Origin of the sequence: Nocardia grenadensis NBRC 108939 (assembly GCF_001613445.1) — a bacterium.
GTDB lineage: Bacteria > Actinomycetota > Actinomycetes > Mycobacteriales > Mycobacteriaceae > Nocardia > Nocardia grenadensis.
The window spans coordinates 91,836-113,495 of the sequence record NZ_BDCJ01000022.1 but is presented as its reverse complement, the minus strand read 5'-3'; the positions used below and the strand labels follow the sequence as shown (position 1 = coordinate 113,495).

Below are 21,660 nucleotides of genomic sequence, written 5' to 3'. Positions count from 1 at the left end.
TGGCATGACTCGCACCGCTGAACGGATCACCGTATGCAGGTAACCGCTCTCGTCTGGGGAATCACGATCCTGGTGATCCTCGGGTTGTTCGTCTTCGACTTCTTCGCCCATGTGCGCACCCCGCACGAACCGACCTTCCGCGAGTCCGGCTTCTGGTCCGCGGTGTACATCGGGCTGGCCCTGGCCTTCGGCGGGGTGATCGCCTGGAAATGGGGCGGCACCTTCGCCGGCGAGTACTACGCCGGTTTCGTCACCGAGAAAGCGCTCTCGGTCGACAACCTGTTCATCTTCCTGATCATCATGTCCACCTTCGCGGTGCCCCGGATCTACCAGCAGAAGGTGCTCCTCATCGGCATCGTGGTGGCCCTGGTCATGCGCGGTGTCTTCATCGCGGTGGGCGCCGCCGCCATCAGCGCCTTCAGCTGGGTGTTCTACCTGTTCGGATTCTTCCTGGTCTACACCGCGGCCAAACTCCTGAAGGAGAGCGGCCACGAGGTAGAAGAGGAACAGAAACGCGACAGCCGGATCGTCGCGCTCATCAAGCGCTTCGTGCCGACCACCGAGACCTACGACGGCGACAAACTGGTGACCCGGATCGACGGCCGGCGCGCGCTCACACCGATGCTGCTCGCCCTGGTGGCCATCGGCTTCGCCGATCTACTGTTCGCGCTCGACTCGATTCCGGCCATCTACGGCCTCACCGAGGAGCCCTACATCGTGTTCACCGCGAACGCGTTCGCGCTGATGGGGTTGCGGCAGCTCTTCTTCCTGATCGGCGGCCTGCTGGACCGGCTGGTCTACCTGTCCTACGGTCTGGCGGCCATCCTGGCCTTCATCGGTGTCAAACTGATACTGCACGCGTTGCATGAGAACAACCTGCCGTTCATCAACGGCGGCGAGCACGTGAGCGTCCCGGAGATCTCCACCGCACTGTCGCTGTCGGTGATCCTCGGCATCCTGGTCGTCGCGACCGTCGCCAGCCTGCTGCGCACCCGTGGGCAGTCCCGGCCGAAGTCGGCCGCCGGTCCGGGCGAATAGAGCCGATGCGTCCCGGCCGACGCCCGGCCGGGACGCGGTACTGCTCAGTCGGCGAACGCGCCGAGCGCGGGCCGCCATTCGACCGCCCGCACGCCGTCGATCAGCTTCTCCTGCGCGAATGGATCCTGGGCCAGTAGCTCGTCCAGGGCCGCGGCGTCGGCCGCGCGAAACAGCAGCAGGGCGCCCGAACCGTCCGGGTACGGTCCGCTGCTCACCAGCGCGCCCTCGGCGAGCCGGTCGGACAGCCACGCCCGGTGGCGCGGGCGATGCGTGTCCCGAGCGGGGGCGGTCGCTTCGGAATAGGTGTAGTGAACAGCGAAAAGAGGCACCAGCCGACTCTAGTGCGCGCCGTGGTGCCGTGGTGTCCTCCTCCACGGAGGGTGTCCGGCCGTGGGCGGTGAATCTCAGAGCGTGAGGAGCATCCGGGTGTTGCCGAGAGTGTTGGGTTTCACAAAGCTGAGGTCCAGGAACTCCGCCACACCGGTGTCGTAGGACCGGCACATCTCCGCGTATACCTCGGCGGTCACCGGGGTGCCCTCGATCTCCGCGAAACCGTGCCGGGCGAAGAACTCGACCTCGAAGGTGAGGACGAACAACCGCCGCAGCTCGAGCTCCCGCGCCACCTCGACCAGATGCTCCACGATGACTTTGCCCACACCGTGGCCCTTCACCTCGGGCAGAACCGCCACCGTGCGTACCTCACCGAGGTCGGCCCACAGCACGTGCAGCGCACCGCAGCCCACCACGCGGTCGCCGAGCTCGGCCACCCAGAACTCCTGGACCGACTCGTACAGATTGACGAGGTTCTTCTCCAGCAGGATGCGGCCCGCGTACACATCGACGAGCGATTTGATCGCCGGGACATCGGAGGTGCGGGCGCGACGCACCCGCACGGTGGCGGTCTGCGTACCGGGCACGTCGCTGATCGAACCACTCAGTGGTCCCCGTGAGGTCATGGGGTGCACAGTAGTCGGCCGGGCTACCGATAGTCTGAGTGTGTGCCGCAGACTCCGCCCTCCCGCTCGACCTCGCGCGCTTGTCCCGGCGCCGCGACGCAGAGGCGGCCATGAGCGTGCACCCCGAAGAGATGGACCGGCGGCTGACCGTGCCCGGACCACCGCGCGGCGGGCCGGTGCCCGCACCCGCCGAATCCGCGGTTCCACTGCTGAACATCGCGAACATCCTCACCATGATCCGGATCGCGCTGGTGCCGCTGTTCGTTCTGGCGCTGTTCGCCGGTGGCGGACACCAGACCGGCTGGCGAATCACCGCGACCCTCCTCTTCGCCCTCGCCGCGATCACCGACCGGTTCGACGGTCAGCTCGCCCGCAAATACGGTCTCGTCACCGATTTCGGCAAACTCGCCGACCCCATCGCGGACAAGGCGCTGATCGGTGCGGCACTGATCGGGCTCTCGCTGCTGGGTGATCTGCCGTGGTGGATGACCGTCGTCATCTGCGCCCGCGAGATCGGGATCACCCTGTTGCGGTTGGCGGTGGTGCGCCGCGGCGTCATCCCGGCCGGTCGCGGCGGGAAACTCAAAACCCTCGTCCAATCGGTGGCCATCGGCGTGCTGCTGCTACCGCTCTCGGGCGGTTTCGCCACCGCGGGAATGACGCTGATGTGGATCGCGTTGGTCCTCACCGTGGTCACCGGCCTTGACTACGTCGGCCAGGCGGCCAGGCTCTGGCTCGCCGGACCGCACCGGACCCGCGGATGACGGCCGGGCACTCCGGTCCGCTGACCGCGGACAGCGCGGCCGCCGATCTCGTCGCCGCTCTGAAGGGCGGCGGACAGACCGTCGCCACCGCCGAATCGCTGACCGCGGGCCTGGTATCTGCCACCATCGCCGGCGTGCCCGGTGCCAGCACCGTGCTACGCGGTGGACTGGTGGTGTACGCGACCGACCTCAAACACAGTCTGGCCGGGGTCGATGAGCAGGTCCTGGCCGCCGAGGGCCCGGTGGCCGCGAGTACCGCACAGGAGCTCGCGGTCGGCGCCCGGACCCGCTGCGGTGCCGACTGGGGAATCGCGCTCACCGGGGTCGCCGGGCCCGATCCCCAGGACGGGATCGAGGTGGGCACCGTCTTCCTCGGGCTCGCCGGACCCGGGCATACCGAGGTGATGCGGTTGAAACTCACCGGCGACCGGTGGAATATCAGGTTCACAGCGACGCAAGCCGCGGTTCGGGAACTGCTGCGGTGCGTGCGGGGCGATTCACCCACCCGGTGAGCAGTTCCGCGACCGGCCCGGGAACCCCCGGGGCCGGTTCCGACGTTGTGCGAAGAGAGAACCGCGTGCGTGCCGTGGGCGACGCCTACCGGGAGAAGGAGAACTCGATGACGCTGCTGCGAGAAGCGATCGGGGACAGTCTGCGGCGTGCGCGCCTCGCCCAGAGCCGGACCCTGCGCGAAGTATCCACCTCGGCGCGGGTGAGCCTGGGCTATCTCTCCGAGGTCGAACGGGGTCGTAAGGAAGCGTCCAGTGAATTGCTGGCCGCGATCTGCGAGGCGCTCGACGTCCCGCTGTCCCGGGTGCTGTGGGACGTGAGCACCGCGATCGCCGGCGAGGACCTGCCGGCGGGCGCCACCTCGGCCCGCGAACCCGCCGCAGCGGCCACTCCGGCACCGGCCGAGCCGGCCGCCGAGCCCGCGGCCGCCGAACCCGCCGTCGCGTCGGCCGCGACCGGTGCCCGGACCCAGGTCGACGGCGAGACCAGGATCGTCATCCCGGCGCCCACCAACGGCCCGCTCGTGCTGGTCGAAGCGGCCTGATCGGTTATAGCCGTCGTATACCCGATCGTGACAATGCGCGTGGCGCCGGTGACCGGATAGATTCGTAGTATGCGTCGGCGCGGCCGTTCTCGGCGAGACGCGGCGTCGTTCGGTGGCCGGGACCCGGCGCCGCATGGTGGAGGATAGGCAGATACCGAGTGCGTGACGGTCGCGCACTCCGAGTCGCCCAGGCGGCACAGTAGATGGAGGCGGGATCAACCGATGGCTAATCCGTTCACGAAGGCCTGGAAATACCTGATGGCCCTCTTCGATTCCAAGATCGAGGAGCACGCGGATCCGAAGGTCCAGATTCAGCAGGCTATCGAAGAGGCCCAGCGTCAGCACCAGGCCCTGTCCCAGCAGGCCGCCTCGGTGATCGGGAACCAGCGTCAGCTGGAGATGAAGCTGAACCGGCAGCTCGACGAGGTCGAGAAGCTCAACGCCAACGCCCGTCAGGCCGTCGTCCTCGCCGACCAGGCCAATGCCGCGGGTGATGCCGAGAAGGCCATCCAGTACACCAACGCCGCAGAGGCGTTCGCCGCGCAGTTGGTCACCGCCGAACAGTCGGTCGAGGACCTGAAGGTACTGCACGATCAGTCGCTGCAGGCCGCCGCGCAGGCGAAGAAGGCGGTGGAGCAGAACGCCATGCTGCTCCAGCAGAAGGTCGCCGAGCGCACCAAACTGCTCAGCCAGCTCGAACAGGCCAAGATGCAGGAGCAGGTCAGCGCCTCCCTGCAGCAGATGGACAGCACGCTGTCCGCGCCCGGCAGCGTCCCCAGCCTGGACGCAGTGCGGGAGAAGATCGAACGCCGCTACGCCACTGCGCTGGGATCCGCCGAACTCGCCCAGAACACCGTCCAGGGGCGCATGCTCGAGGTCCAGCAGGCCAGCGTCCAGATGGCCGGTCACAGCCGGCTCGAGCAGATCCGGGCATCCATGCGCGGCGATGCCCTGCCCGCCGGAAACACCGGTTCGGCGCTCGACGCCGGGAAGTCGGCAGCCGAACCCGCACAACCACAACCACAGATGGATAAGGATCGGACCGCACAGCAGTAGCGGCTCCACCGAGTTCGGCGAGGACAGCGATGAAGTCTGACAGGTCCCGATTCCGCAGCGGGTCCCGGGAGTTCGCCCGCGCCTGGCCCGAACTGCAGCCGCAGGCGGCCTATGTCGCCGACAGTCTGCGAGAGGCCGGCGAGAACGCGCTCGTCGCGGTCCGCCGCTGGGCGGATCCCCGGGAACGCGAACTCCGCCGGCGCCGCCGGGCCCGACGGCGCAGTATCGGTCTCGGCACGGTCTCCGGTCTCACCACCGCCGGGGCGGTCGGGCTGGTGATCCTGTCCGCTCCCGCCTGGGCGGTCGTGGTGCTCGGCGGCGGGGCGGTCGCTCTGGTCACCGGTGCCGCGTTGAGTACCCGCCGTTATCTGCGGCTCCGGCAGACGCCGCTGCCGCTCGCCGGCTATCTCCCGCGCAAACTTCCCTCCGGTCGGTCCGCCGCCCGGCCCGCCATGGCTCGATTGGCGCGCGCCGAACGCGCGTTGCACGAGGTGGCCGGGCAGATCGCTCGGTCGAGGCGGCTGCCCGCCGACGAACTCGAGGATCTGATCGCCACCGCCGGTTCCGGCGCCGCCGCGCTCACCGCGCTGGCCGCCGATATCGCCACGATGGAAGGTGCGGTTCGTGTCCTCGGTGGGGGAGCGGCCGAGATCACCGACGCGGCCGACGTACACCGGCTCGAGGAGACATTGCGGTCGATCGTCGCCCGGCTCGACGGCGGCGTGGCCGAGTACGAGCAGGTGGTCGCCGCGGCCACCAGGGTGCTCGCCGTCGACGAATCCGGAGCGCTCCGCTACGAGTTCGACGGTATCGTCGCCGAGCTGCGACACGCCGCCGACCGGATGGACGGCTGGGCACAGGCACTCACCGAGCTCGCCGACCGGGCCCCCGGACCGCTGCCGCCCGCCGCGTGGCAGCCGCCGGTCGAGGCGCCCGGCGTTCGCACCCGCCCGTAACGGTCTCAGGGTCAACCCTGATCTTCCCCGGATATTGCGCTTCACCTGGTGATTTCCCGTGTCCGCGGTGCCATGCTCGAAGCAGGAGACAACCGCTGGGAGGCACAAAATGTTGTGGAAGATCATCGGCGTGGTCGCCGTCGTCTGGATCGCGCTGGCGGTGATCGGCGCACTCATCAAAGGACTGTTCCCGATCCTGGTGATCAGTGCGGTGGTGTTCGGGCTGTACCTGCTCTACAAGGCGATTTCCGGCTCGGCCGACAACTCGGTCACCAAGGTCTGATCCGCGCGAACATGCGGCCGGATGCCTCTTCGCCCGGAGGGTCATCCGGCTTTTCCGTGTCACCGGGCGGGCGTCTGTGTTCGAATGGCTCCATGCAGCACCTTCCGGAGGATTGGCAGCGGGCCCTGGTGATCGTCGCGCACCCCGACGATATCGAGTACGGAGTGGCCGCCGCGGTGGCCCGCTGGACCGGTCAGGGGAAAGATGTGCGCTATCTGCTGGTGACCTACGGCGAGGCGGGGATCGTCGGTATGCCGCCCGCCGAGGCGGGCCCGCTACGGGAAGCCGAAGAGCGGGCCGCGGCCGCGGTCGTCGGGGTCGGCGAGGTGCACTTCCTCGGCCATCCGGACGGTCGGATCGAAGCGAACCCGGCGCTGCGCCGCGATCTGGCCGCGGCGATCCGCCGGCATCGTCCGGAACTGGTGGTGCTGGGACATTTCGGGTCGACCTGGGCCCCCGGCATCGTCAACAGCGCCGACCACCGGGCCGTCGGCCGCGCGGCGCTCGACGCGGTATCCGATGCCGGCAACGAGTGGATCTTCCCCGAGATCACCGCGGTACCGCCGTGGACCGCGCGCTGGGCGGCCGTGGCCGTCCCGGCGGGCGCCACCCACGCGGTGGACGTCACCGCCACCATCGGCGCCGCCGAGGCGTCATTGGCCGAACACCGGCGCTACCTGGAGGCGTTGAGTCCGGAGCCGGTGGCCGATCAGGTGCGCGCGGTGGTCGCGATGACCACGGGCCCGGTGGACGGTTTCGCCGGTGAGCGCGCCGTCGGGTTCGAGCTGTACACCTTCGCCGGCTGAGCCACCGGCACGGGAAATGCGGTATCACTGTGGCGGACAGCGCCCCGGCGGCCGGCTCGGCACGGCCACCGAAGCACGGCCCGGACTCGGCGCGCCCGCGGGCGCGCCGATAGCATGACCGGATGCGAGTGGCTGTCGTCGCCGGTCCCGATCCGGGTCATGCGTTTCCCGCTATCGCGCTCTGCCTGCGTTTCCGGGATGCGGGTGACGATCCTGTCCTCTTCACCGGACCGCGCTGGTTCGAGGCCGCGCGGGCGGCCGGTATCGGCGTGCGGCGGTTGAAGGGGCTGGCGCCCAGGCCGATCGACGACGACGGCGACGCCGGTGCGCGGATTCATCAACGGGCGGCCTACATCTCGACCGAGATCCTGCCCGAACTCGGGGCGATGCTGCCGGAGCTGGTCGTCTCCGATGTGCTCACCGCGGGAGGCGGAATGGCCGCCGAACGGTTGCGGGTGCCGTGGGTCGAACTGTCACCGCATCCGCTCTACCTTCCATCGAAAGGGCTGCCGCCGATCGGCAGCGGGCTCGCGCCGGGCACCGGGGTACGCGGTCGCGCCCGGGACTCGGTGCTGCGCATGTTCACCGCGCGCGCGGTGCGGACCGGGCAGCGGCAGCGGGAGGCCGCTCGGGCCGGGGTGGGGCTGCCGGCCACCGATCCGGGTCCGGCGGCGCGGCTCGTCGCCACCCTGCCCGCGCTGGAGGTACCACGGCCGGACTGGCCGCAGGAGGCCGAACTGGTCGGCCCGCTGTTGTGGGAGCCCACCGACCGGCGCCTGGAATTACCGCCGGGGGACGGCCCCTTGGTGGTGGTGGCGCCGTCCACCGCGCACACCGGGGTGGCCGGAATGGCGGAGACGGTGCTGAAGGCACTGGCGGGAGCCGGAGTGCGGGTGGCGATCTCGATGCTCGACGAGCCACCGGGATCGTTGCCGGAATGGGCGACCGCCGGGCTCGGCCGGCAGGACGAACTCCTCACCCACGCCGCCGTGGTGGTCGGCGGCGGTGGACACGGGCTCCTGGCGAAATCATTGGCCGCGGGAGTACCCGTGGTGACCGTCCCGGGTGGCGGCGACCAGTGGGAACTCGCCAATCGCGCGCAACGTCAGGGGTCGTCGTTGCTGGTCCGCCCGCTCACCCCGGAGGCGGTGCGCGTCGCGGTGCTGCGGCTGCTGGCCGAGCCGGGTTTCACGGCGGCGGCGCGGACGGCGGCCGCGGGAACCGCCGAGGTGGCCGATCCGGTACAGATCTGCCACCGGGTCCTGGACTCGGTGCGGGCGCACTGACCGTCCCGAGCCCGCCGAGGTCGATGCGGGTATCTTGTGCCGGGTGCGGTTGACGGAATTCCAGGAACTCATGCACACCGAATTCGGCGAGGCCCGGGGCGACACCCTGCTCAACGATCACGTCATCCCCGCGCTCGGCGGCCGGACCGGTGCTGTCGCCATCGAAGCCGGTGTCGATCCGCGTGATGTATGGCGTGCACTGTGCGCCGAATTCGACGTGCCGCGCTCGCGCTGGTGATGTGGCGCGCACGGAGCGGTGAGCCGCGGCGTCGCATGATGCGCGCCGCTTGCACGACCGCGTCGTATACGGCGGAGCGGGCGGTGAGCAGCGCCTCCAGGGTCCGTTTCGCCCGTCGGAGCCGTGCCGGCCAGGCCCGCCGATTCCAGCCAGATCCGCAGACCGGCCACATCGGTGCGCAGGTCGCGCGGGCCGTGCTCGATCCATCGCGTGTTCAGCAGATCGAAGGCCGGCGGTTCACCGAGGTGGGGGCGTTGATCGAGCATGCCTGGTGGTGGTGCAGCTACGGCAACGAACAGCAGGAGTTCGCGCCGGACGGGCTGGTGGCGCGGCGGGAGGCGAGTATCGACGATATACCCATCACCTGGGCACAGCGGCGCATCCACGGGCCCCGGCCGGAGGGCGATACGACCGAGCTCCCGCAGTGATGGACCGGCGTGCCGAGGGGCCCGCGACGCGCGGCCGCGTAGCTTGACTCGAACACCTGTTCGTCTAGGCTGAGGCCGGAACTTGTCGGTGCCGCCCTCTACTGTGGGCGCCAACCACACCACCTACCTACCACCCGGTGAAAAGGGGAGTCAGATGGCGCCACAGCCCTATGACCGCGACAAAGCGCTCGAACTCGCGCTCGCGCAGGTCGAGAAGAGCTTCGGCAAAGGGGCGGTGATGCGCCTCGGTGAAGAAGCCCGCCAGCCGGTCTCGGTGATCCCGACCGGTTCCATCGCGCTCGACGTCGCCCTGGGGATCGGGGGTCTGCCCCGCGGCCGCATCGTGGAGGTCTACGGTCCGGAGTCCTCCGGTAAGACCACGGTCGCGCTGCACGCGGTCGCCAACGCGCAGGCCGCCGGGGGCGTTGCGGCCTTCATCGACGCCGAGCACGCCCTCGATCCCGATTACGCCGCCAAACTCGGTGTCGATACCGATGCGCTGCTGGTGTCCCAGCCCGATACCGGTGAACAGGCCCTGGAGATCGCCGATATGCTGGTCCGCTCCGGTGCCATCGACATCATCGTCATCGACTCGGTGGCCGCCCTGGTGCCCCGCGCCGAGATCGAGGGCGAAATGGGTGACAGTCACGTCGGCCTGCAGGCCCGCCTGATGAGCCAGGCGCTGCGCAAGATGACCAGTGCCCTGAACAATTCCGGCACCACCGCCATCTTCATCAACCAGCTGCGCGAGAAGATCGGCGTCATGTTCGGTTCCCCCGAAACGACCACGGGTGGTAAGGCGCTGAAGTTCTACGCGTCCGTGCGGCTGGATGTGCGCCGTATCGAAACCCTGAAGGACGGGAGCGACGCGGTCGGTAACCGGACCCGCGTCAAGGTCGTGAAGAACAAGGTCTCCCCGCCGTTCAAGCAGGCCGAATTCGACATTCTGTACGGGCACGGAATTTCGAAGGAGGGCTCGCTGATCGATATGGGGGTGGAGCACGGATTCATCCGCAAGTCCGGCTCCTGGTACACCTACGAGGGCGATCAGCTCGGCCAAGGTAAGGAGAACGCCCGCAAATTCCTCCTGGAGAACACCGATATCCGGGACGAGGTCGAGAAGAAGATCAAGGAAAAGCTGGGGATCGGTGCGGATGTGACCGCGACGGAAGAGACCCCGGCCGATTTCTGACCCGGTGGACGAACGGTCCGGGGCGCGCACCGAGGCCACCGATCCGGTGGCGCAGATGCGGCGCCGACTCGACGAACTCCTGGCGGCCGGTGGTGTGGCCACCGATCCCGCCCGGAGTCCACGGCCGGACGAGCCCGATCCGCAGCGGGCTCGTCCGGCCGACTCCGGTTCACCGGACGACCTGCGGATCGACCGGTGCGCCGGCGACGCCGCGCAGGACGGTATCGAACAGGCGAAAGAGGCCGCCCTGCGGTTACTGGCCGTCCGGGCCCGGAGCCGAGCCGAGCTCGCGCAGCGGCTGTCCGCCAAGGGGTACCCGCTCGAGGTGATCGAGCGGGTACTCGACCGGCTGGCCGAGGTCGGGCTGATCGACGACGCCGATTTCGCGCGGCAGTGGGTACGGCAGCGGCACGGTGTCTCCGGCAAGGGGCGGCGCGCGCTGGAACAGGAGCTGCGGCGTAAAGGGGTATCGCAGGAGGATTCCGCGGCCGCGCTGGACACAGTGACCGCGGACGACGAATACGAACGCGCCACCGAACTGGTGCGGCGCAAACTGCGGAGTCTGCCGGCGGGGCTGGACCGAGAGAAGGCCATCCGGCGGCTGGTCGGCATGCTCGCTCGCCGCGGCTACGGGCATTCGGTGTCGTACGCGGTGGTCAAGGCCGAATACGAGTCCGCCGGGTTCGGCGACGAGGACGCCCCGCCGGATTGAGCATGCCTCGCGCCGATCAGCCGCGGCGGGCCCGGTTACGTGGAGATGGATGCGGTCGACGAAGTGGAGCGGACCCGAACACGGGTTCGCGATCGGCGGAGTCCGGCCATCGCCCGTCTCATCGAGGCGCCACGTACGCCGACCGGACAGCTGATGTGCTGCTCGAGTTCGGACGCCGGTCGAACACGCTCGGCGATCGCCCGATAGTCCGGTGCGACGGCGGCGCGTTGCGGGTCCGGGCGGCGTGGTCCGTGCAGCCGGTCACCCAGTTCGTGGACACCGTGCACGCGGTCGATCGCCCGGGGCCGGAGTACTCGACGCAGGCTCGGGCGGTATCCATCGGGATCTCGGCCGGACCGGCTTCTCCCAGCGTGGTGGTTTCCCGCCGACGGTCCGTGGTGCCGGACCCCGTGAGGCCCGGCACCACAGCGGAACTACTTGGTGATATCCACCCCGGGAACAGCGTCGGCAATGACCGAATCGGCCGCGACGACCGCGCCGCCGCGTTTGCGACGACCGGCCCGCAGGCGCTTCTCCAGTCCGGTGGCGACCGTGGAGAGGAGCACGTTCAGCACGATCATGATGATGGCGACCACGATGAGCGCGGGAATCGTATTGGATTCGGCCGCGCCGAGCTGCTGTGCGCTGCGGACAACCTCCTCGTAGGTGATCACATAGCCCAGCGCCGAATCCTTCAGCGCGACCACCATCTGGGAGATCAGCGCCGGCAGCATCGCCGTGATCGCCTGCGGGAGCAGGATGAGTCGCATCAGCTGACCCTTGCGCAGGCCCAGCGCCGCCCCGGCCTCGGTCTGCCCCTTGGGCAGCGACAGGATGCCGGCGCGCACGATCTCGGCGATCACCGACCCGTTGTAGATGGTCAGTGCCGTCACCACGGCGCCCAATGCCAGATATTCGGATTCGAAGAGGTTGTATTGGGAGTACAGGGCGAACAGGAAGATCATGAGGATCAGCACCGGGATGGCGCGGGCGATCTCCACGATCGTGCCCGCGGTCCAGCGCACCCAGCGGTGATCCGAGAGCCGGGCGATACCGAAGACCATGCCGATCACCATCGCGAACACGATGGACAGCAGCGCAGCCACCACCGTGCCGCGCAGGCCGGGCAGGATATAGGTGCTCCAGACCGCCCCGTCCAGGAACGGCTCCCATTTCTCGGCCGTGAATTGCCCTTTGTCGGCGAAACCGCGGTAGACGAACCAGCCCGCGGCAACGACCACCACGAACAATACGACCGAGTAGATGATATTGCGGACACGGGCGACGGGCCCCGGGGCGTCGTACAGAACAGAAGCCTGGCGTGTCATTTGGCCCCCCACGGAGCAGGTTCATGCGGTCCGCGAAGGCCGCGGCGAAGGCGAAGGGATTGCCTCATCGGGCCACCTCGAATCGTTTGGCCAGATGTCCGAACAGCAGGCCGGCGGGCAGCGTCAGGATCACGAAACCGAGCGTGAAGATCAGGCCGATGGCCAGCAGCGCCGCTTCGGTCTCGATCATGTTCTTCATCAGGAACGACGCCTCGGCGACGCTGATCGCGGAGGCGACCGTCGTGTTCTTGGTCAGCGCGATGAACACGCTGCCCAGCGGGGCGATCACCGAGCGGAACGCCTGGGGCAGCACGATGATCCGCAGATTCTGCAGGAAGCTCAACCCCAGTGAGCGGCCGGCCTCCGACTGGCCCATCGGCACGGTGTTGATACCGGCCCGCAGTGATTCACAGACGAATGCCGCCGTGTACACACTGAGGCCGATCACGGCCCAGCGGAAGTTGTTGTCGGCCAGCGAGGTGGGCCCCTCGGAGGCCAGGTTCATCCCGAGGGTGGAGTACAGACCCAGAGAGCAGAACACCAGGATGAGGGTGAGCGGGGTGTTGCGGAACACGGTCACATAGGCCGTGCCGACCCAGCGGGCCACGGGGACCGGCGATACTCGCATTCCGGCGACAACGGTACCCAGCACCAGGGAACCCACCACCGAGAACACGGTCAGTTTTATGGTCATCCAGAATGCTTCGAGCAACTGGGTGTCGTATTCCGAGATCAAATCGAACACGGTGGTTGCGCGCCTCCGATCGGCGGGATGGGCCGGGATCGGAGGGCCGGGCCACGATCGCGGCCCGGCCCTCCGATGCGGTGGTCAGTACCGGTCCACCTGCGGGGCCTGCGGGGTTTCGTAGCTCGCGGCCTTACCTACCGTCTCCTGGAACGCGGTGTCCCAGGCGCCCGAGCTGATCATTTCCTCGATCGCGTCGTTGATCTTGTCGCGAGTTTCCTGATCGCCCTTCTTCAGGCCGATCCCGTAGTTCTCGGTGGTGAACTTCTCGCCGACGACCTTGTACTTGCCGGGCGACTGCGACGCGTAACCGGCCAGGATGATGTCATCGGTGGTCACCGCCGCGACGGCACCGCTGTTCAGGCCCTCCAGGCACAGCGAGTAGGTGTCGTAGGTCTGCAGCTGGGTCTCGGGGTACTTCTTCTGAATATTCTGCGCGGGCGTGGAACCGGTCACCGAGCACACCGTCTTACCCTTCAGGCTGTCCGGGCCGGTGACATCGTTGTTGTCGGCCCGCACCAGCAGGCTCTGCCCCGCGATGTAGTAGGGGCCGGCGAAATCGACCTTCTCCTTGCGGGCGTCGGTGATCGAGTAGCTGGCGACCACGAAATCGACCTGCCCGTTCTCGATCAGGGTCTCGCGCTGCGCGGAGGGGGCTTCCTTGAAGTTGATGCCGTCCGGCTGGACGCCGAGTTTCGAGGCCACGTATTTGGCGACCTCGATATCGAAGCCGCTGAAGGTCCCGTCGGTGTTACGCAGGCCCAGACCGGGCTGATCGTATTTGATGCCGATGGTGAGTCCGCCCTCCTGGGCGTTCTCCAGCGCGGTCTTGTCGCTGCCGCTGCCGCAGGCCGCGGTGGTGGCAGCGGTGACGGCCACCGCGACCGCGCCGACCGCCATGCGGAGTGCTCGGTTGATCCTCATCGGTTTCCTTCCCTCATCTCCTCGACGGCGCGATGCCCTCGAGTCTGTGCCTGTCTATCCGCCGGGCAGATTCAGTGACTGAGAATCTTGCCCAGGAAGTCCTTGGCACGATCGGACTTCGGTGCGCTGAAGAATGTCTCCGGATCGGTGTCCTCGACGATTTGGCCGTCGGCCATGAACAACACCCGATCGCCGGCACGGCGGGCGAAGCCCATCTCATGGGTGACCACCAGCATGGTCATGCCCTCTTTGGCCAGCGAGACCATCACATCGAGGACTTCGTTGACCATTTCCGGGTCGAGAGCCGAGGTCGGCTCGTCGAACAGCATCACCTTGGGGTTCATGGCGAGGGCCCGGGCGATGGCGACGCGTTGCTGCTGACCGCCGGAGAGCTGGGCGGGATACTTATCGGCCTGGTTGGCGATACCGACCCGTTCCAGCAGTTCCATGGCGTGGCGGCGGGCCGCGTCCTTCTTGGTGCCGCGGACCTTCAACGGCGCGAGCATGACGTTGTCCACGATCGTCTTGTGCGCGAAGAGGTTGAACGACTGGAAGACCATGCCGACGTCGGCGCGCAGGGCGGCGAGGGCGCGACCCTCGGCCGGCAGCGGTACGCCGTCGACGCTGATCTCACCCGAATCGATCGGCTCCAGCCGGTTGATGGTGCGGCAGAGCGTCGATTTCCCGGAGCCCGACGGTCCGAGCACGATCACGACCTGCCCACGGGGCACCTCGAGGTTGATATCGCGCAGCACGTGCAGGGCACCGAAGTGCTTGTCGACGGCGCGTAGGGTGATCATGGGCACAGCAGTGGTGTCGCCGGCCGCCTCTGGCGTGTCGGCGTCGGTGTCGGTCATGGCACTGACCTTAAGCCGAAATTTCGGTTTTGCGAGCCTTTCGGCGACACTCCCCGGCGCCACACCGAGCCGAAATTCGGGTTTAACCCGGTGGTCATCCGCTGTAATCCGTTCGCTCGGCCCGGATTTGCCCGTCGCGGGGCCGCCGGGGCATCAGTGGCGGACAGATCGGTCGCGTCCCCATATGTGGGAAGTGCCACGGCGGGCGCGCTCTGCGGGCACGGTCGCGGCGGGCCCGGTCCGGCCGCCACGGCGGGTGGTGCGGATCTGCTGGAAAACGCCCGGACGGTGGCCCGTACCCTGGACGCGTGGATTCGATCGGACAGGTAGCGCTCCCCACCCGGATCGAGTCGGCCGGCGCGCGCAGTTACGAGGTCCGCACCTTCGGTTGCCAGATGAACGTGCACGATTCCGAACGCTTGTCCGGCCTGCTCGAGGATGCGGGCTATCGGAAGGCCGCGCCCGGCGCGACGGCCGATCTGGTGGTCTTCAACACCTGCGCGGTGCGGGAGAACGCGGATAACAAGCTGTACGGAACCCTCGGCCATCTCGCGCCGATCAAGGCGTCCCGGCCGGGTATGCAGATCGCGGTCGGCGGCTGCCTGGCCCAGAAGGACCGCGACTCGGTCCTGCGCCGGGCGCCCTGGGTGGACGTGGTGTTCGGTACCCACAATATCGGTTCGCTGCCGGTGCTTCTGGAACGTGCCCGGCACAATGACGAAGCCCAGGTCGAGATCCTGGAATCGCTCGAGGCGTTCCCGTCGACACTGCCGGCGCGCCGGGAATCGGCCTACGCGGGGTGGGTGTCGATCTCGGTCGGCTGCAACAACACCTGCACCTTCTGCATCGTGCCCGCCCTGCGCGGCAAGGAAGTGGACCGGCGTCCCGGCGATGTGCTGGCCGAAGTCCAGGCGCTGGTGGGCCAGGGCGTGCTCGAGGTGACGCTGCTCGGGCAGAACGTCAACGCCTACGGCGCCTCCTTCGCCGACCCCGAACAGCCCCGTGACCGGGGTGCGTTCGCAAAACTGCTGCGGGCCTGCGGCGGGATCGAGGGGCTGGAGCGGGTGCGCTTCACCTCGCCGCATCCGGCGGAGTTCACCGACGATGTGATCGAGGCGATGGCCGAGACCCCGAATGTATGCCCGCAGTTACACATGCCGCTGCAGTCGGGTTCGGACCGTGTGCTGAAGGCCATGCGCCGGTCCTACCGGCAGGCCCGCTATCTGGGGATCATCGAGAAGGTGCGGGCGGCGATGCCGCATGCGGCCATCACCACCGATATCATCGTCGGTTTCCCGGGGGAGACCGAGGAGGATTTCCAGCAGACCCTCGAGGTGGTGCGGCAGGCCCGGTTCACCAGCGCTTTCACCTTCCAGTACTCGCCGCGACCGGGCACCCCGGCCGCGGAGATGGCCGATCAGGTCCCCAAGAAGGTGGTCCAGGAGCGTTACGACCGGTTGATCGCGCTGCAGGAGCAGATCTGTGTGGAGGCCAATCACGCCCTGATCGGCACCGAGGTGGAACTCCTGGTCGCCGACGGCGCGGGCAAGAAGAACGCCGCGACCGCCCGGATGAGCGGGCGGGCCCGGGACGGGCGCCTGGTGCATTTCCGGCCCGACGGCGCCGGCGCGCCGATCCGTCCGGGCGACCTGGTCACCGTCGAGGTGACCGGTGCGGCACCGCATCACCTGGTCGCGGACTCGGGGATCCGCGCGCATCGCCGGACCCGGGCCGGTGACGCGCACGAGGCCGGTACCACGCCGAAGACCGCGCCGATCGGTGTCGGGCTCGGGCTGCCGCGGATCGGGGCGCCCACACCGGAACCGGTCGCCGCGGGCTGCGCCTCCGGGTGCGGAACATGAACGGCACCGGCGACGACGACCGGCGCGACGCGGATCGCGCGGCGGAGGATGCGCGGGACGCGACCCCGCCGGCGCACGACGCGCCGACCCCCAGCGACCGACCAGGCGAGGGAGACGAGGACCACGTGAATCCGGCCGAGACCGAACAGTTCGAAGAATTCCGCGAAGATCTCGACGCGGTGGAGCGCCGGATCGCGGGTGAGATCGACCCGGGCGTGCGTGCCATGGTGGTGGCCGGTGCGGTGTTCCTGCTGCTGCTGTCGCTGGTGTTGCCGCATACCGGCGGCGCACGCGGTTTCGATGTGCTGCTGGGTTCCGAGGCGGCCGCGGCCGAGCACGTCGGGCTGCCGTCGCGGATCTTCGTCTGGTTCGTCCTGATCTTCGGAATCGGCTTCTCGCTGCTGGCCCTGATGACCCGGCGCTGGGTGCTCGCGTGGATCGCGGTGGCCGGCTCGGCGGTCGCCAGTGCGTTCGGGGTGTTCTCGATTTGGCACCGGCAGACCCCGGGCCTGAACAACTATGTGGGGTCCGGGCCCGGTATCGGCCTGGTGCTGGGCACCCTGGCGATCATGGTGCTGACCTTCCACTGGGTGAAGGTCGTCTGGAGCCGGACCGCGCTGCAACTGGCGGCCGAGGAACAGCGGCGGCTCGCCGCGGCCCGCGAAGAGGAGCGGCAGCGGCGCGACCGGTTCGGTAAGGACTGACACCGAAGAGAGGGGCCGTCCGCCGCGGCCGGTGGCCACGGCGGACGGATCGCCGAACGGGGCCGATCAGAGGTTGCTGACCGCGCCCTCCGCCGCATCGGCCCATTCCCGCCACTGCTGTGCCTGCGCGAGAGCCTTCTCCGCATCGCGCGTTCTCCCGGCGGCGGTGGCCTTGGCCGCCTGTTCCTCGAACTGGGCGACCCGCTCCCGGAACTGCGCGGCCCGGGCCAGCGCTTCCGGGTCGGTACGGCGCCACTGGGCGTCGGCGGCCTGCCGGACACGCTTCTCGAGGGCGCGCAACCGGCCTTCGAGATCGTGCATCCGCTCGCGGGGAACCTTGCCGATGGCGTCCCAGCGTTCTTGCAGATCGCGCAGGGCGGCTCGGGCGCCTTCCAGGTCGGTATCGGGATCGATGGCCGGTTCGTAGCTGCTCAGCAGTTCTTCCTTGGCGACCGCGTTATCGGCGAACTCGGCATCGCGTTCGGAGGCTGCCGCATTGCGCGCGGCGAAGAAGACGTCCTGGGCGCTCTTGAACCGGCGCCACAACGCCTCGTCGGCTTCCCGGGGCGCCCGGCCCGCGTTCTTCCACTCGACCAGCAGTTCCCGGAACACCGCCGCGGTTCCGGACCAATCGGTGGACTCGGACAGTTCCTCGGCCTGGACACAGAGTTCCTCTTTACGCGTCTTGGCCGCGGCCCGTTCCCGATCCAGTTCGGCGAAATGAGCGCCGCGGCGGCGGTTGAATGCCTCGCGGGCCTTGGAGTACCGGCGCCAGAGCGCATCGTCTACCTTACGATCCACCCCGCGGATGGTCTTCCATTCGTCGAGGATCTCGCGCAGCCGGTCGCCGGCGGCTTTCCACTGAGTGGATTCGGCGGCGATCTGTTCGGCTTCGGCCGCGAGCGCCTCCTTGCGCTCGGTGTGCTCGTGCCGGGTGCGTTCCTTCTCCTCCCTGGCCTGGGCGGCCGCCTCGTCGGAATGTTCGGCGATGGCGCGGAGCCGCGCGGCCAGGCCCTCGATATCGCCGATCACCGCGGCCGTCGGCAGTGTTTCGGCGAGGGCGAGCGCGGCGGCCTTGGTCTTGCGGGCATCGGTGCCGGCGGCCAGCCGCGCCTCCAGCAGGGCGACCTCGGTGGCCAGATCGTCGAAACGGCGACCGAAGTGCGCCAGCCCTTCGGCGGCGTCCCCGGCCTGCCACGAACCGATGATCCGCTCGCCGTCGGCGGTCTTGACCCAGGCGGTGCCGTCCTCGTCGACCCGGCCCCAGGCACCGGGGTCGGTGGAGCTGGGCACCACCACCGGATGCGGGTGTTCGGCGGCGGGCCCGGACGTTTTCAGCGCGGCCGGGGTGGGATGCGCCTCGCCGGGTTTGGGACGGTTGCCCGGCTTGGGAGCGCTGGACGGGCGACCGGGCTTGCCCGGGCCGGGTTTGGCGGTTCCGTTGCTGTGGGTCATTGCTCCTCGTCCCTGCCGCGCGTCACGGCTGCCTGGTTTACGCGCTGCACATTCTGGCTATGCTCTGCTCATTCTGGCTACGCCTGCTCATTCTGGCTACGTCCGCCCGTCTCGGCCGTGGCGGGGTAGACGTCTCGTGCGTGCGTTGCCCGTGCGGCCGCACGTTCCACCATTCAACTCGGCCGCACCTCCGGAAACCACACCGCCGACAGCGGCGGCGACTAGCCGGACCTGCAGATCCGGACCTGTCGGACCTGGTCCGGATACTTCGCACCCTAGCAATTGCCACGCGGTTTCCGGGAGAGACACTCGTACCGTGCGCGGGGCGCGGCGATGCCGGAGAACCGGCCGCGTCCCTGGTCGGCGGGTACGGGCTACGGTTGACGGCGTGTTCTGTCTAGCGGCTCTGATCCCCTCGCCGCCCGTTCTCGTCCCCGAGTTGTGCGGCGGCGCGCCGGCCGGTATGGGTTCCGGCCCCACCGGTGCGCGGGACGGGACGCGGCCCCCGGAGGCAGCGGTGAACGATCTCCGCGCGGCCGTGCTCGCGGCGGGGGCGGCCCTGGCGGAGGCGACACCGCACTGGACGGTGCTCGGCGTCGGGCCCGGCGAGCAGAGCTACGGCGCCGATACGGCGGGTACCTTCCGCGGCTTCGGCGTGGATGTGCGGGTGAGTCTGGGCGGACCGGGCGCGGGCACCTCCGGGGCCCCGGCCCCGGACCTGCCGCTGGCGGTCCTCGTCGCCGGCTGGTTGCGCGGGGCGGTGGCTCCGCATGTGCCGGCGCGGGCGCAGATGCTCGCCGCCGACACTCCGGCGCGCAAATGCGTCGAGTTCGGTGCGAAGTTGCGCGCCGAACTCGACGCCGAGGACGAAGCACAGGGGGTGCTGGTGGTCGCCGACGGTGCCGCGACCCTGTCCACCGCCGCTCCCGGATATTTCGATCCGCGGGCGGCACCGGTACAGGATGTGCTCGACCGGGCGGCCGGGACGGGCGATACGGAGGCCCTGCTCGCCCTCGACCCTGCCCTGTGCGCCGACCTGATGATGTCCGGCCGCGCCGCCTACCAAGCCCTCGCCGGGCTCTTCGCCGTCGACACCGCACCCCCGCTGGTGACCGAGCGGTATCGGGGCGCACCCTTCGGTGTCGGCTGGTTCGCCGGTCTGTGGCGGCCGGCCGCCGTGGCCCGGTGAGCGGGGGCCCACGCCCGGTCGCGGTGGTCGGACCGACCGCGACCGGTAAATCCGATCTTGCTCTCGACCTGGCCGAACAGCTCGGTGGTGAGATCGTCAATATCGATGCGATGCAGCTGTACCGAGGTATGGATATCGGGACCGCGAAACTGCCCCCGGACCAGCGGCGCGGAATCCCGCACCATCAACTGGATGTCCTCGACGTCACCGACACGGCGACCGTCGCGGCGTACCAGGCCGCCGCATCCGCCGATATCGAGGCGATCATGGCCCGCGGCCGGGTGCCCGTGGTGGTGGGCGGTTCGATGATGTACGTCCAGGCACTGCTCGACCGGTGGGAGTTCCCGGCCACCGATCCCGCGGTCCGGGCGAAATGGGAAGCGGTGCTGGCCGCGCAGGGGGTGGCCGCCGTGCACGAAGCCCTGCGCCGGGCCGACCCGGCCGCCGCCGCCACCATCCTGCCCACCGACGGCCGGCGGATGGTGCGCGCGCTGGAGGTAGTCGAGATCACCGGACGGCCGTTCGCGGCCTCCGCGCCGGTGATCGGTGCGCCGCGCTGGGGCACCCGCATTCTCGGGGTGGACCGGGAGACGGCCGAACTGGACGAGCGGATCGTCCGGCGTACCGCCGCGATGTTCGAGCAGGGCCTGATGGATGAGGTGCGCGGGCTGCTCGACCGCGGGCTGCGCGAAGGGCAGACCGCGCGCCGGGCCATCGGCTACGCTCAGGTGCTGGCCTGTTTCGACGGCGAGTACGACGAGGCCCAGGCGCGCGAGCGCACCTTCATCGGGACCCGCCGCTACGTCCGGCGGCAGCGGTCCTGGTTCCGGCGTGATCGCCGGGTGCGCTGGTTGGACGGCGCTGCCCCGGGCTCGACCGCGACCGCCCTCGCCCTGCTGGCAGACTCTGCGGTATCCCATCCACCGGCGCCCGGTCCGCGGGCATCCGATCGCCTACCCGAGGAGCGAACCCGCTCGTGACCCGGCAGATCCATCGCCGCAATGCCACTGTCCAGGTGTGGACGGCCTATTTGGACAATCGCGCCAAACGGCACCGGGACAGCCGCTTCCTGGTGCACGGGGTCCGGCCGATCACCCAGGCGCTCGCACACGACTGGCCGCTGGAAACCTTGCTGTACCGCCTGGGTGATCCGGGGCTGTCCGCGTGGGCGCGCGACATCCTGGAGTCGAGTGCGGTGCCCGCGGTCGGGCTGGCGCCCGAGCTGATGGCCGACCTGGGGGAGAAGACGGCGGGACCGCCCGAACTGGTGGCGGTGGCGGAGTACGCCGGGGGCGACCTGACCGATTGCGAACTCGGCGAGCCCGGGGAGGCGCCGGTGGTCGTCGTCTTCGACCGGCCGAATTCGCCCGGGAACCTGGGCACCGTGATCAGGTCCGCCGACGCGTTCGGCGCGTCGGCGGTGGTGGTCGCCGGGCACGGTGCCGACCAGTACGACCCGCGCTGCGTCCGGGCCTCCACCGGATCGCTGTTCTCGGTCCCGGTCTTCCGGGTGCCCGGGCCCGCGGAGGTCCTGGAGTTCCGGAACCGGCAGATGGCGCGCGGTGTGCCCACCCGGATCGTGGGGACCGACGAGAACGGTGAGCGCGCCGTCTTCGACGAGGATCTGATCGACGCCACGATTCTGGTCGTCGGCAACGAGACCAGTGGTATGAGCGCCGCCTGGCTGGCGGCCTGCGACCGGACGGTCACCATTCCGATGGGCGGCAGTGCGAGTTCGCTCGGAGCGCCGTCGGCCGCGGCTGTGGCGCTGTACGAAATTTCCCGGCAGCGCCGGACGTTTGCCCGGTGAGAACAGCGGACGAGGAG

At 69.2% G+C, this 21,660-nt stretch carries 25 protein-coding genes; 18 read left to right on the top strand and 7 right to left on the bottom strand.

The features are described from left to right. The first annotated feature begins 33 nt into the window (after positions 1-33). Positions 34-1,038 (top strand): TerC family protein, encoded by a 1,005-nt coding sequence (locus tag NGR01S_RS23290; protein WP_063040268.1) that lies wholly within the window; start codon positions 34-36, stop codon positions 1,036-1,038. Between the two features lie 44 nt (positions 1,039-1,082). Here NGR01S_RS23290 and NGR01S_RS23285 read toward each other — a convergent pair whose 3' ends face one another. Both NGR01S_RS23285 and NGR01S_RS23280 read right to left on the bottom strand, forming a co-directional pair. Beyond that, positions 1,083-1,367, bottom strand: a complete 285-nt coding sequence (locus NGR01S_RS23285) for a YciI family protein (RefSeq protein ID WP_063040266.1) — start codon at positions 1,365-1,367, stop codon at positions 1,083-1,085. A 75-nt stretch (positions 1,368-1,442) separates the two neighbouring features. Next, entirely contained in the window at positions 1,443-1,994 is a 552-nt protein-coding gene (locus NGR01S_RS23280) for an amino-acid N-acetyltransferase (RefSeq protein ID WP_084481625.1), read from the bottom strand. Positions 1,995-2,125: 131 nt separating this feature from the next. On the opposite strand from NGR01S_RS23280, the gene pgsA reads away from it, so the two are divergent. From pgsA to recX, 12 genes are all read left to right on the top strand, one after another. After that, positions 2,126-2,758, top strand: a complete 633-nt coding sequence (pgsA, locus tag NGR01S_RS23275) for a CDP-diacylglycerol--glycerol-3-phosphate 3-phosphatidyltransferase (RefSeq protein WP_063040352.1) — start codon at positions 2,126-2,128, stop codon at positions 2,756-2,758. Then, positions 2,755-3,270, top strand: a complete 516-nt coding sequence (locus NGR01S_RS23270) for a CinA family protein (protein ID WP_063040264.1) — start codon at positions 2,755-2,757, stop codon at positions 3,268-3,270. The genes pgsA and NGR01S_RS23270 overlap by 4 nt, the downstream gene beginning before the upstream one ends. A 107-nt stretch (positions 3,271-3,377) precedes the next feature. Beyond that, the gene (locus tag NGR01S_RS23265; RefSeq protein ID WP_063040350.1) at positions 3,378-3,812 is read left to right on the top strand and encodes a helix-turn-helix domain-containing protein; all 435 of its coding nucleotides are present in this window, start codon (positions 3,378-3,380) and stop codon (positions 3,810-3,812) included. A gap of 222 nt (positions 3,813-4,034) precedes the next feature. Then, on the top strand, positions 4,035-4,868 hold the full coding sequence (gene pspA, locus NGR01S_RS23260; RefSeq protein ID WP_063040262.1) for a phage shock protein PspA: 834 nt from the start codon (positions 4,035-4,037) through the stop codon (positions 4,866-4,868). A gap of 29 nt (positions 4,869-4,897) precedes the next feature. Next, complete coding sequence (pspM, locus tag NGR01S_RS23255) at positions 4,898-5,824, top strand: phage shock envelope stress response protein PspM (protein ID WP_063040260.1); 927 nt, start codon at positions 4,898-4,900, stop codon at positions 5,822-5,824. A 109-nt stretch (positions 5,825-5,933) separates the two neighbouring features. Then, entirely contained in the window at positions 5,934-6,107 is a 174-nt protein-coding gene (locus tag NGR01S_RS31625; RefSeq protein WP_169811953.1) for a hypothetical protein, read from the top strand. A 92-nt stretch (positions 6,108-6,199) separates the two neighbouring features. Continuing rightward, positions 6,200-6,913 carry a PIG-L deacetylase family protein gene (locus NGR01S_RS23250; protein ID WP_063040258.1) on the top strand — a complete coding sequence of 238 codons (714 nt, stop codon included), beginning with the start codon at positions 6,200-6,202 and terminating at the stop codon, positions 6,911-6,913. A 122-nt stretch (positions 6,914-7,035) separates the two neighbouring features. After that, a complete protein-coding gene (locus NGR01S_RS23245; RefSeq protein ID WP_063040256.1) occupies positions 7,036-8,199 on the top strand; it encodes a glycosyltransferase in 1,164 nt (387 codons plus the stop codon). Between the two features lie 43 nt (positions 8,200-8,242). Further along, positions 8,243-8,437 carry a DUF3046 domain-containing protein gene (locus tag NGR01S_RS23240; protein WP_039825751.1) on the top strand — a complete coding sequence of 65 codons (195 nt, stop codon included), beginning with the start codon at positions 8,243-8,245 and terminating at the stop codon, positions 8,435-8,437. An 83-nt stretch (positions 8,438-8,520) separates the two neighbouring features. Next, positions 8,521-8,865, top strand: coding sequence for a DUF1348 family protein (locus NGR01S_RS33255; RefSeq protein ID WP_373861459.1), 345 nt, complete (start codon positions 8,521-8,523; stop codon positions 8,863-8,865). Positions 8,866-9,019: 154 nt separating this feature from the next. Further along, positions 9,020-10,057 (top strand): recombinase RecA, encoded by a 1,038-nt coding sequence (gene recA / locus NGR01S_RS23230; protein ID WP_063040348.1) that lies wholly within the window; start codon positions 9,020-9,022, stop codon positions 10,055-10,057. A 55-nt stretch (positions 10,058-10,112) separates the two neighbouring features. Continuing rightward, on the top strand, positions 10,113-10,769 hold the full coding sequence (gene recX, locus NGR01S_RS23225) for a recombination regulator RecX (RefSeq protein ID WP_084481634.1): 657 nt from the start codon (positions 10,113-10,115) through the stop codon (positions 10,767-10,769). 434 nt (positions 10,770-11,203) lie between these two features. Here recX and NGR01S_RS23215 read toward each other — a convergent pair whose 3' ends face one another. From NGR01S_RS23215 to NGR01S_RS23200, 4 genes are all read right to left on the bottom strand, one after another. Next, positions 11,204-12,097, bottom strand: coding sequence for an amino acid ABC transporter permease (locus NGR01S_RS23215; protein ID WP_063040251.1), 894 nt, complete (start codon positions 12,095-12,097; stop codon positions 11,204-11,206). A 64-nt stretch (positions 12,098-12,161) separates the two neighbouring features. After that, on the bottom strand, positions 12,162-12,842 hold the full coding sequence (locus NGR01S_RS23210; protein WP_084481623.1) for an amino acid ABC transporter permease: 681 nt from the start codon (positions 12,840-12,842) through the stop codon (positions 12,162-12,164). An 84-nt stretch (positions 12,843-12,926) separates the two neighbouring features. Then, on the bottom strand, positions 12,927-13,766 hold the full coding sequence (locus NGR01S_RS23205; protein ID WP_063040249.1) for a glutamate ABC transporter substrate-binding protein: 840 nt from the start codon (positions 13,764-13,766) through the stop codon (positions 12,927-12,929). 71 nt (positions 13,767-13,837) lie between these two features. Beyond that, complete coding sequence (locus tag NGR01S_RS23200) at positions 13,838-14,566, bottom strand: amino acid ABC transporter ATP-binding protein (RefSeq protein WP_157107399.1); 729 nt, start codon at positions 14,564-14,566, stop codon at positions 13,838-13,840. Positions 14,567-14,931: 365 nt separating this feature from the next. On the opposite strand from NGR01S_RS23200, the gene miaB reads away from it, so the two are divergent. Next, a complete protein-coding gene (gene miaB / locus NGR01S_RS23195) occupies positions 14,932-16,485 on the top strand; it encodes a tRNA (N6-isopentenyl adenosine(37)-C2)-methylthiotransferase MiaB (protein ID WP_063040245.1) in 1,554 nt (517 codons plus the stop codon). Next, the gene (locus tag NGR01S_RS23190; protein ID WP_245664724.1) at positions 16,482-17,189 is read left to right on the top strand and encodes an Rv2732c family membrane protein; all 708 of its coding nucleotides are present in this window, start codon (positions 16,482-16,484) and stop codon (positions 17,187-17,189) included. The genes miaB and NGR01S_RS23190 overlap by 4 nt, the downstream gene beginning before the upstream one ends. Positions 17,190-17,255: 66 nt before the next feature. Here NGR01S_RS23190 and NGR01S_RS23185 read toward each other — a convergent pair whose 3' ends face one another. Further along, the gene (locus NGR01S_RS23185) at positions 17,256-18,644 is read right to left on the bottom strand and encodes a DUF349 domain-containing protein (protein WP_063040243.1); all 1,389 of its coding nucleotides are present in this window, start codon (positions 18,642-18,644) and stop codon (positions 17,256-17,258) included. Positions 18,645-19,032: 388 nt separating this feature from the next. On the opposite strand from NGR01S_RS23185, the gene NGR01S_RS23180 reads away from it, so the two are divergent. From NGR01S_RS23180 to NGR01S_RS23170, 3 genes are read left to right on the top strand one after another with little or no spacing between them, the layout of a single operon-like run. Continuing rightward, complete coding sequence (locus tag NGR01S_RS23180; protein ID WP_063040241.1) at positions 19,033-19,833, top strand: class III extradiol ring-cleavage dioxygenase family protein; 801 nt, start codon at positions 19,033-19,035, stop codon at positions 19,831-19,833. Beyond that, positions 19,830-20,813 carry a tRNA (adenosine(37)-N6)-dimethylallyltransferase MiaA gene (gene miaA / locus NGR01S_RS23175; protein ID WP_063040340.1) on the top strand — a complete coding sequence of 328 codons (984 nt, stop codon included), beginning with the start codon at positions 19,830-19,832 and terminating at the stop codon, positions 20,811-20,813. Before NGR01S_RS23180 ends, miaA begins: the two co-directional genes overlap by 4 nt. After that, complete coding sequence (locus NGR01S_RS23170; protein ID WP_084481621.1) at positions 20,810-21,643, top strand: TrmH family RNA methyltransferase; 834 nt, start codon at positions 20,810-20,812, stop codon at positions 21,641-21,643. The genes miaA and NGR01S_RS23170 overlap by 4 nt, the downstream gene beginning before the upstream one ends. Positions 21,644-21,660 lie beyond the last annotated feature (17 nt).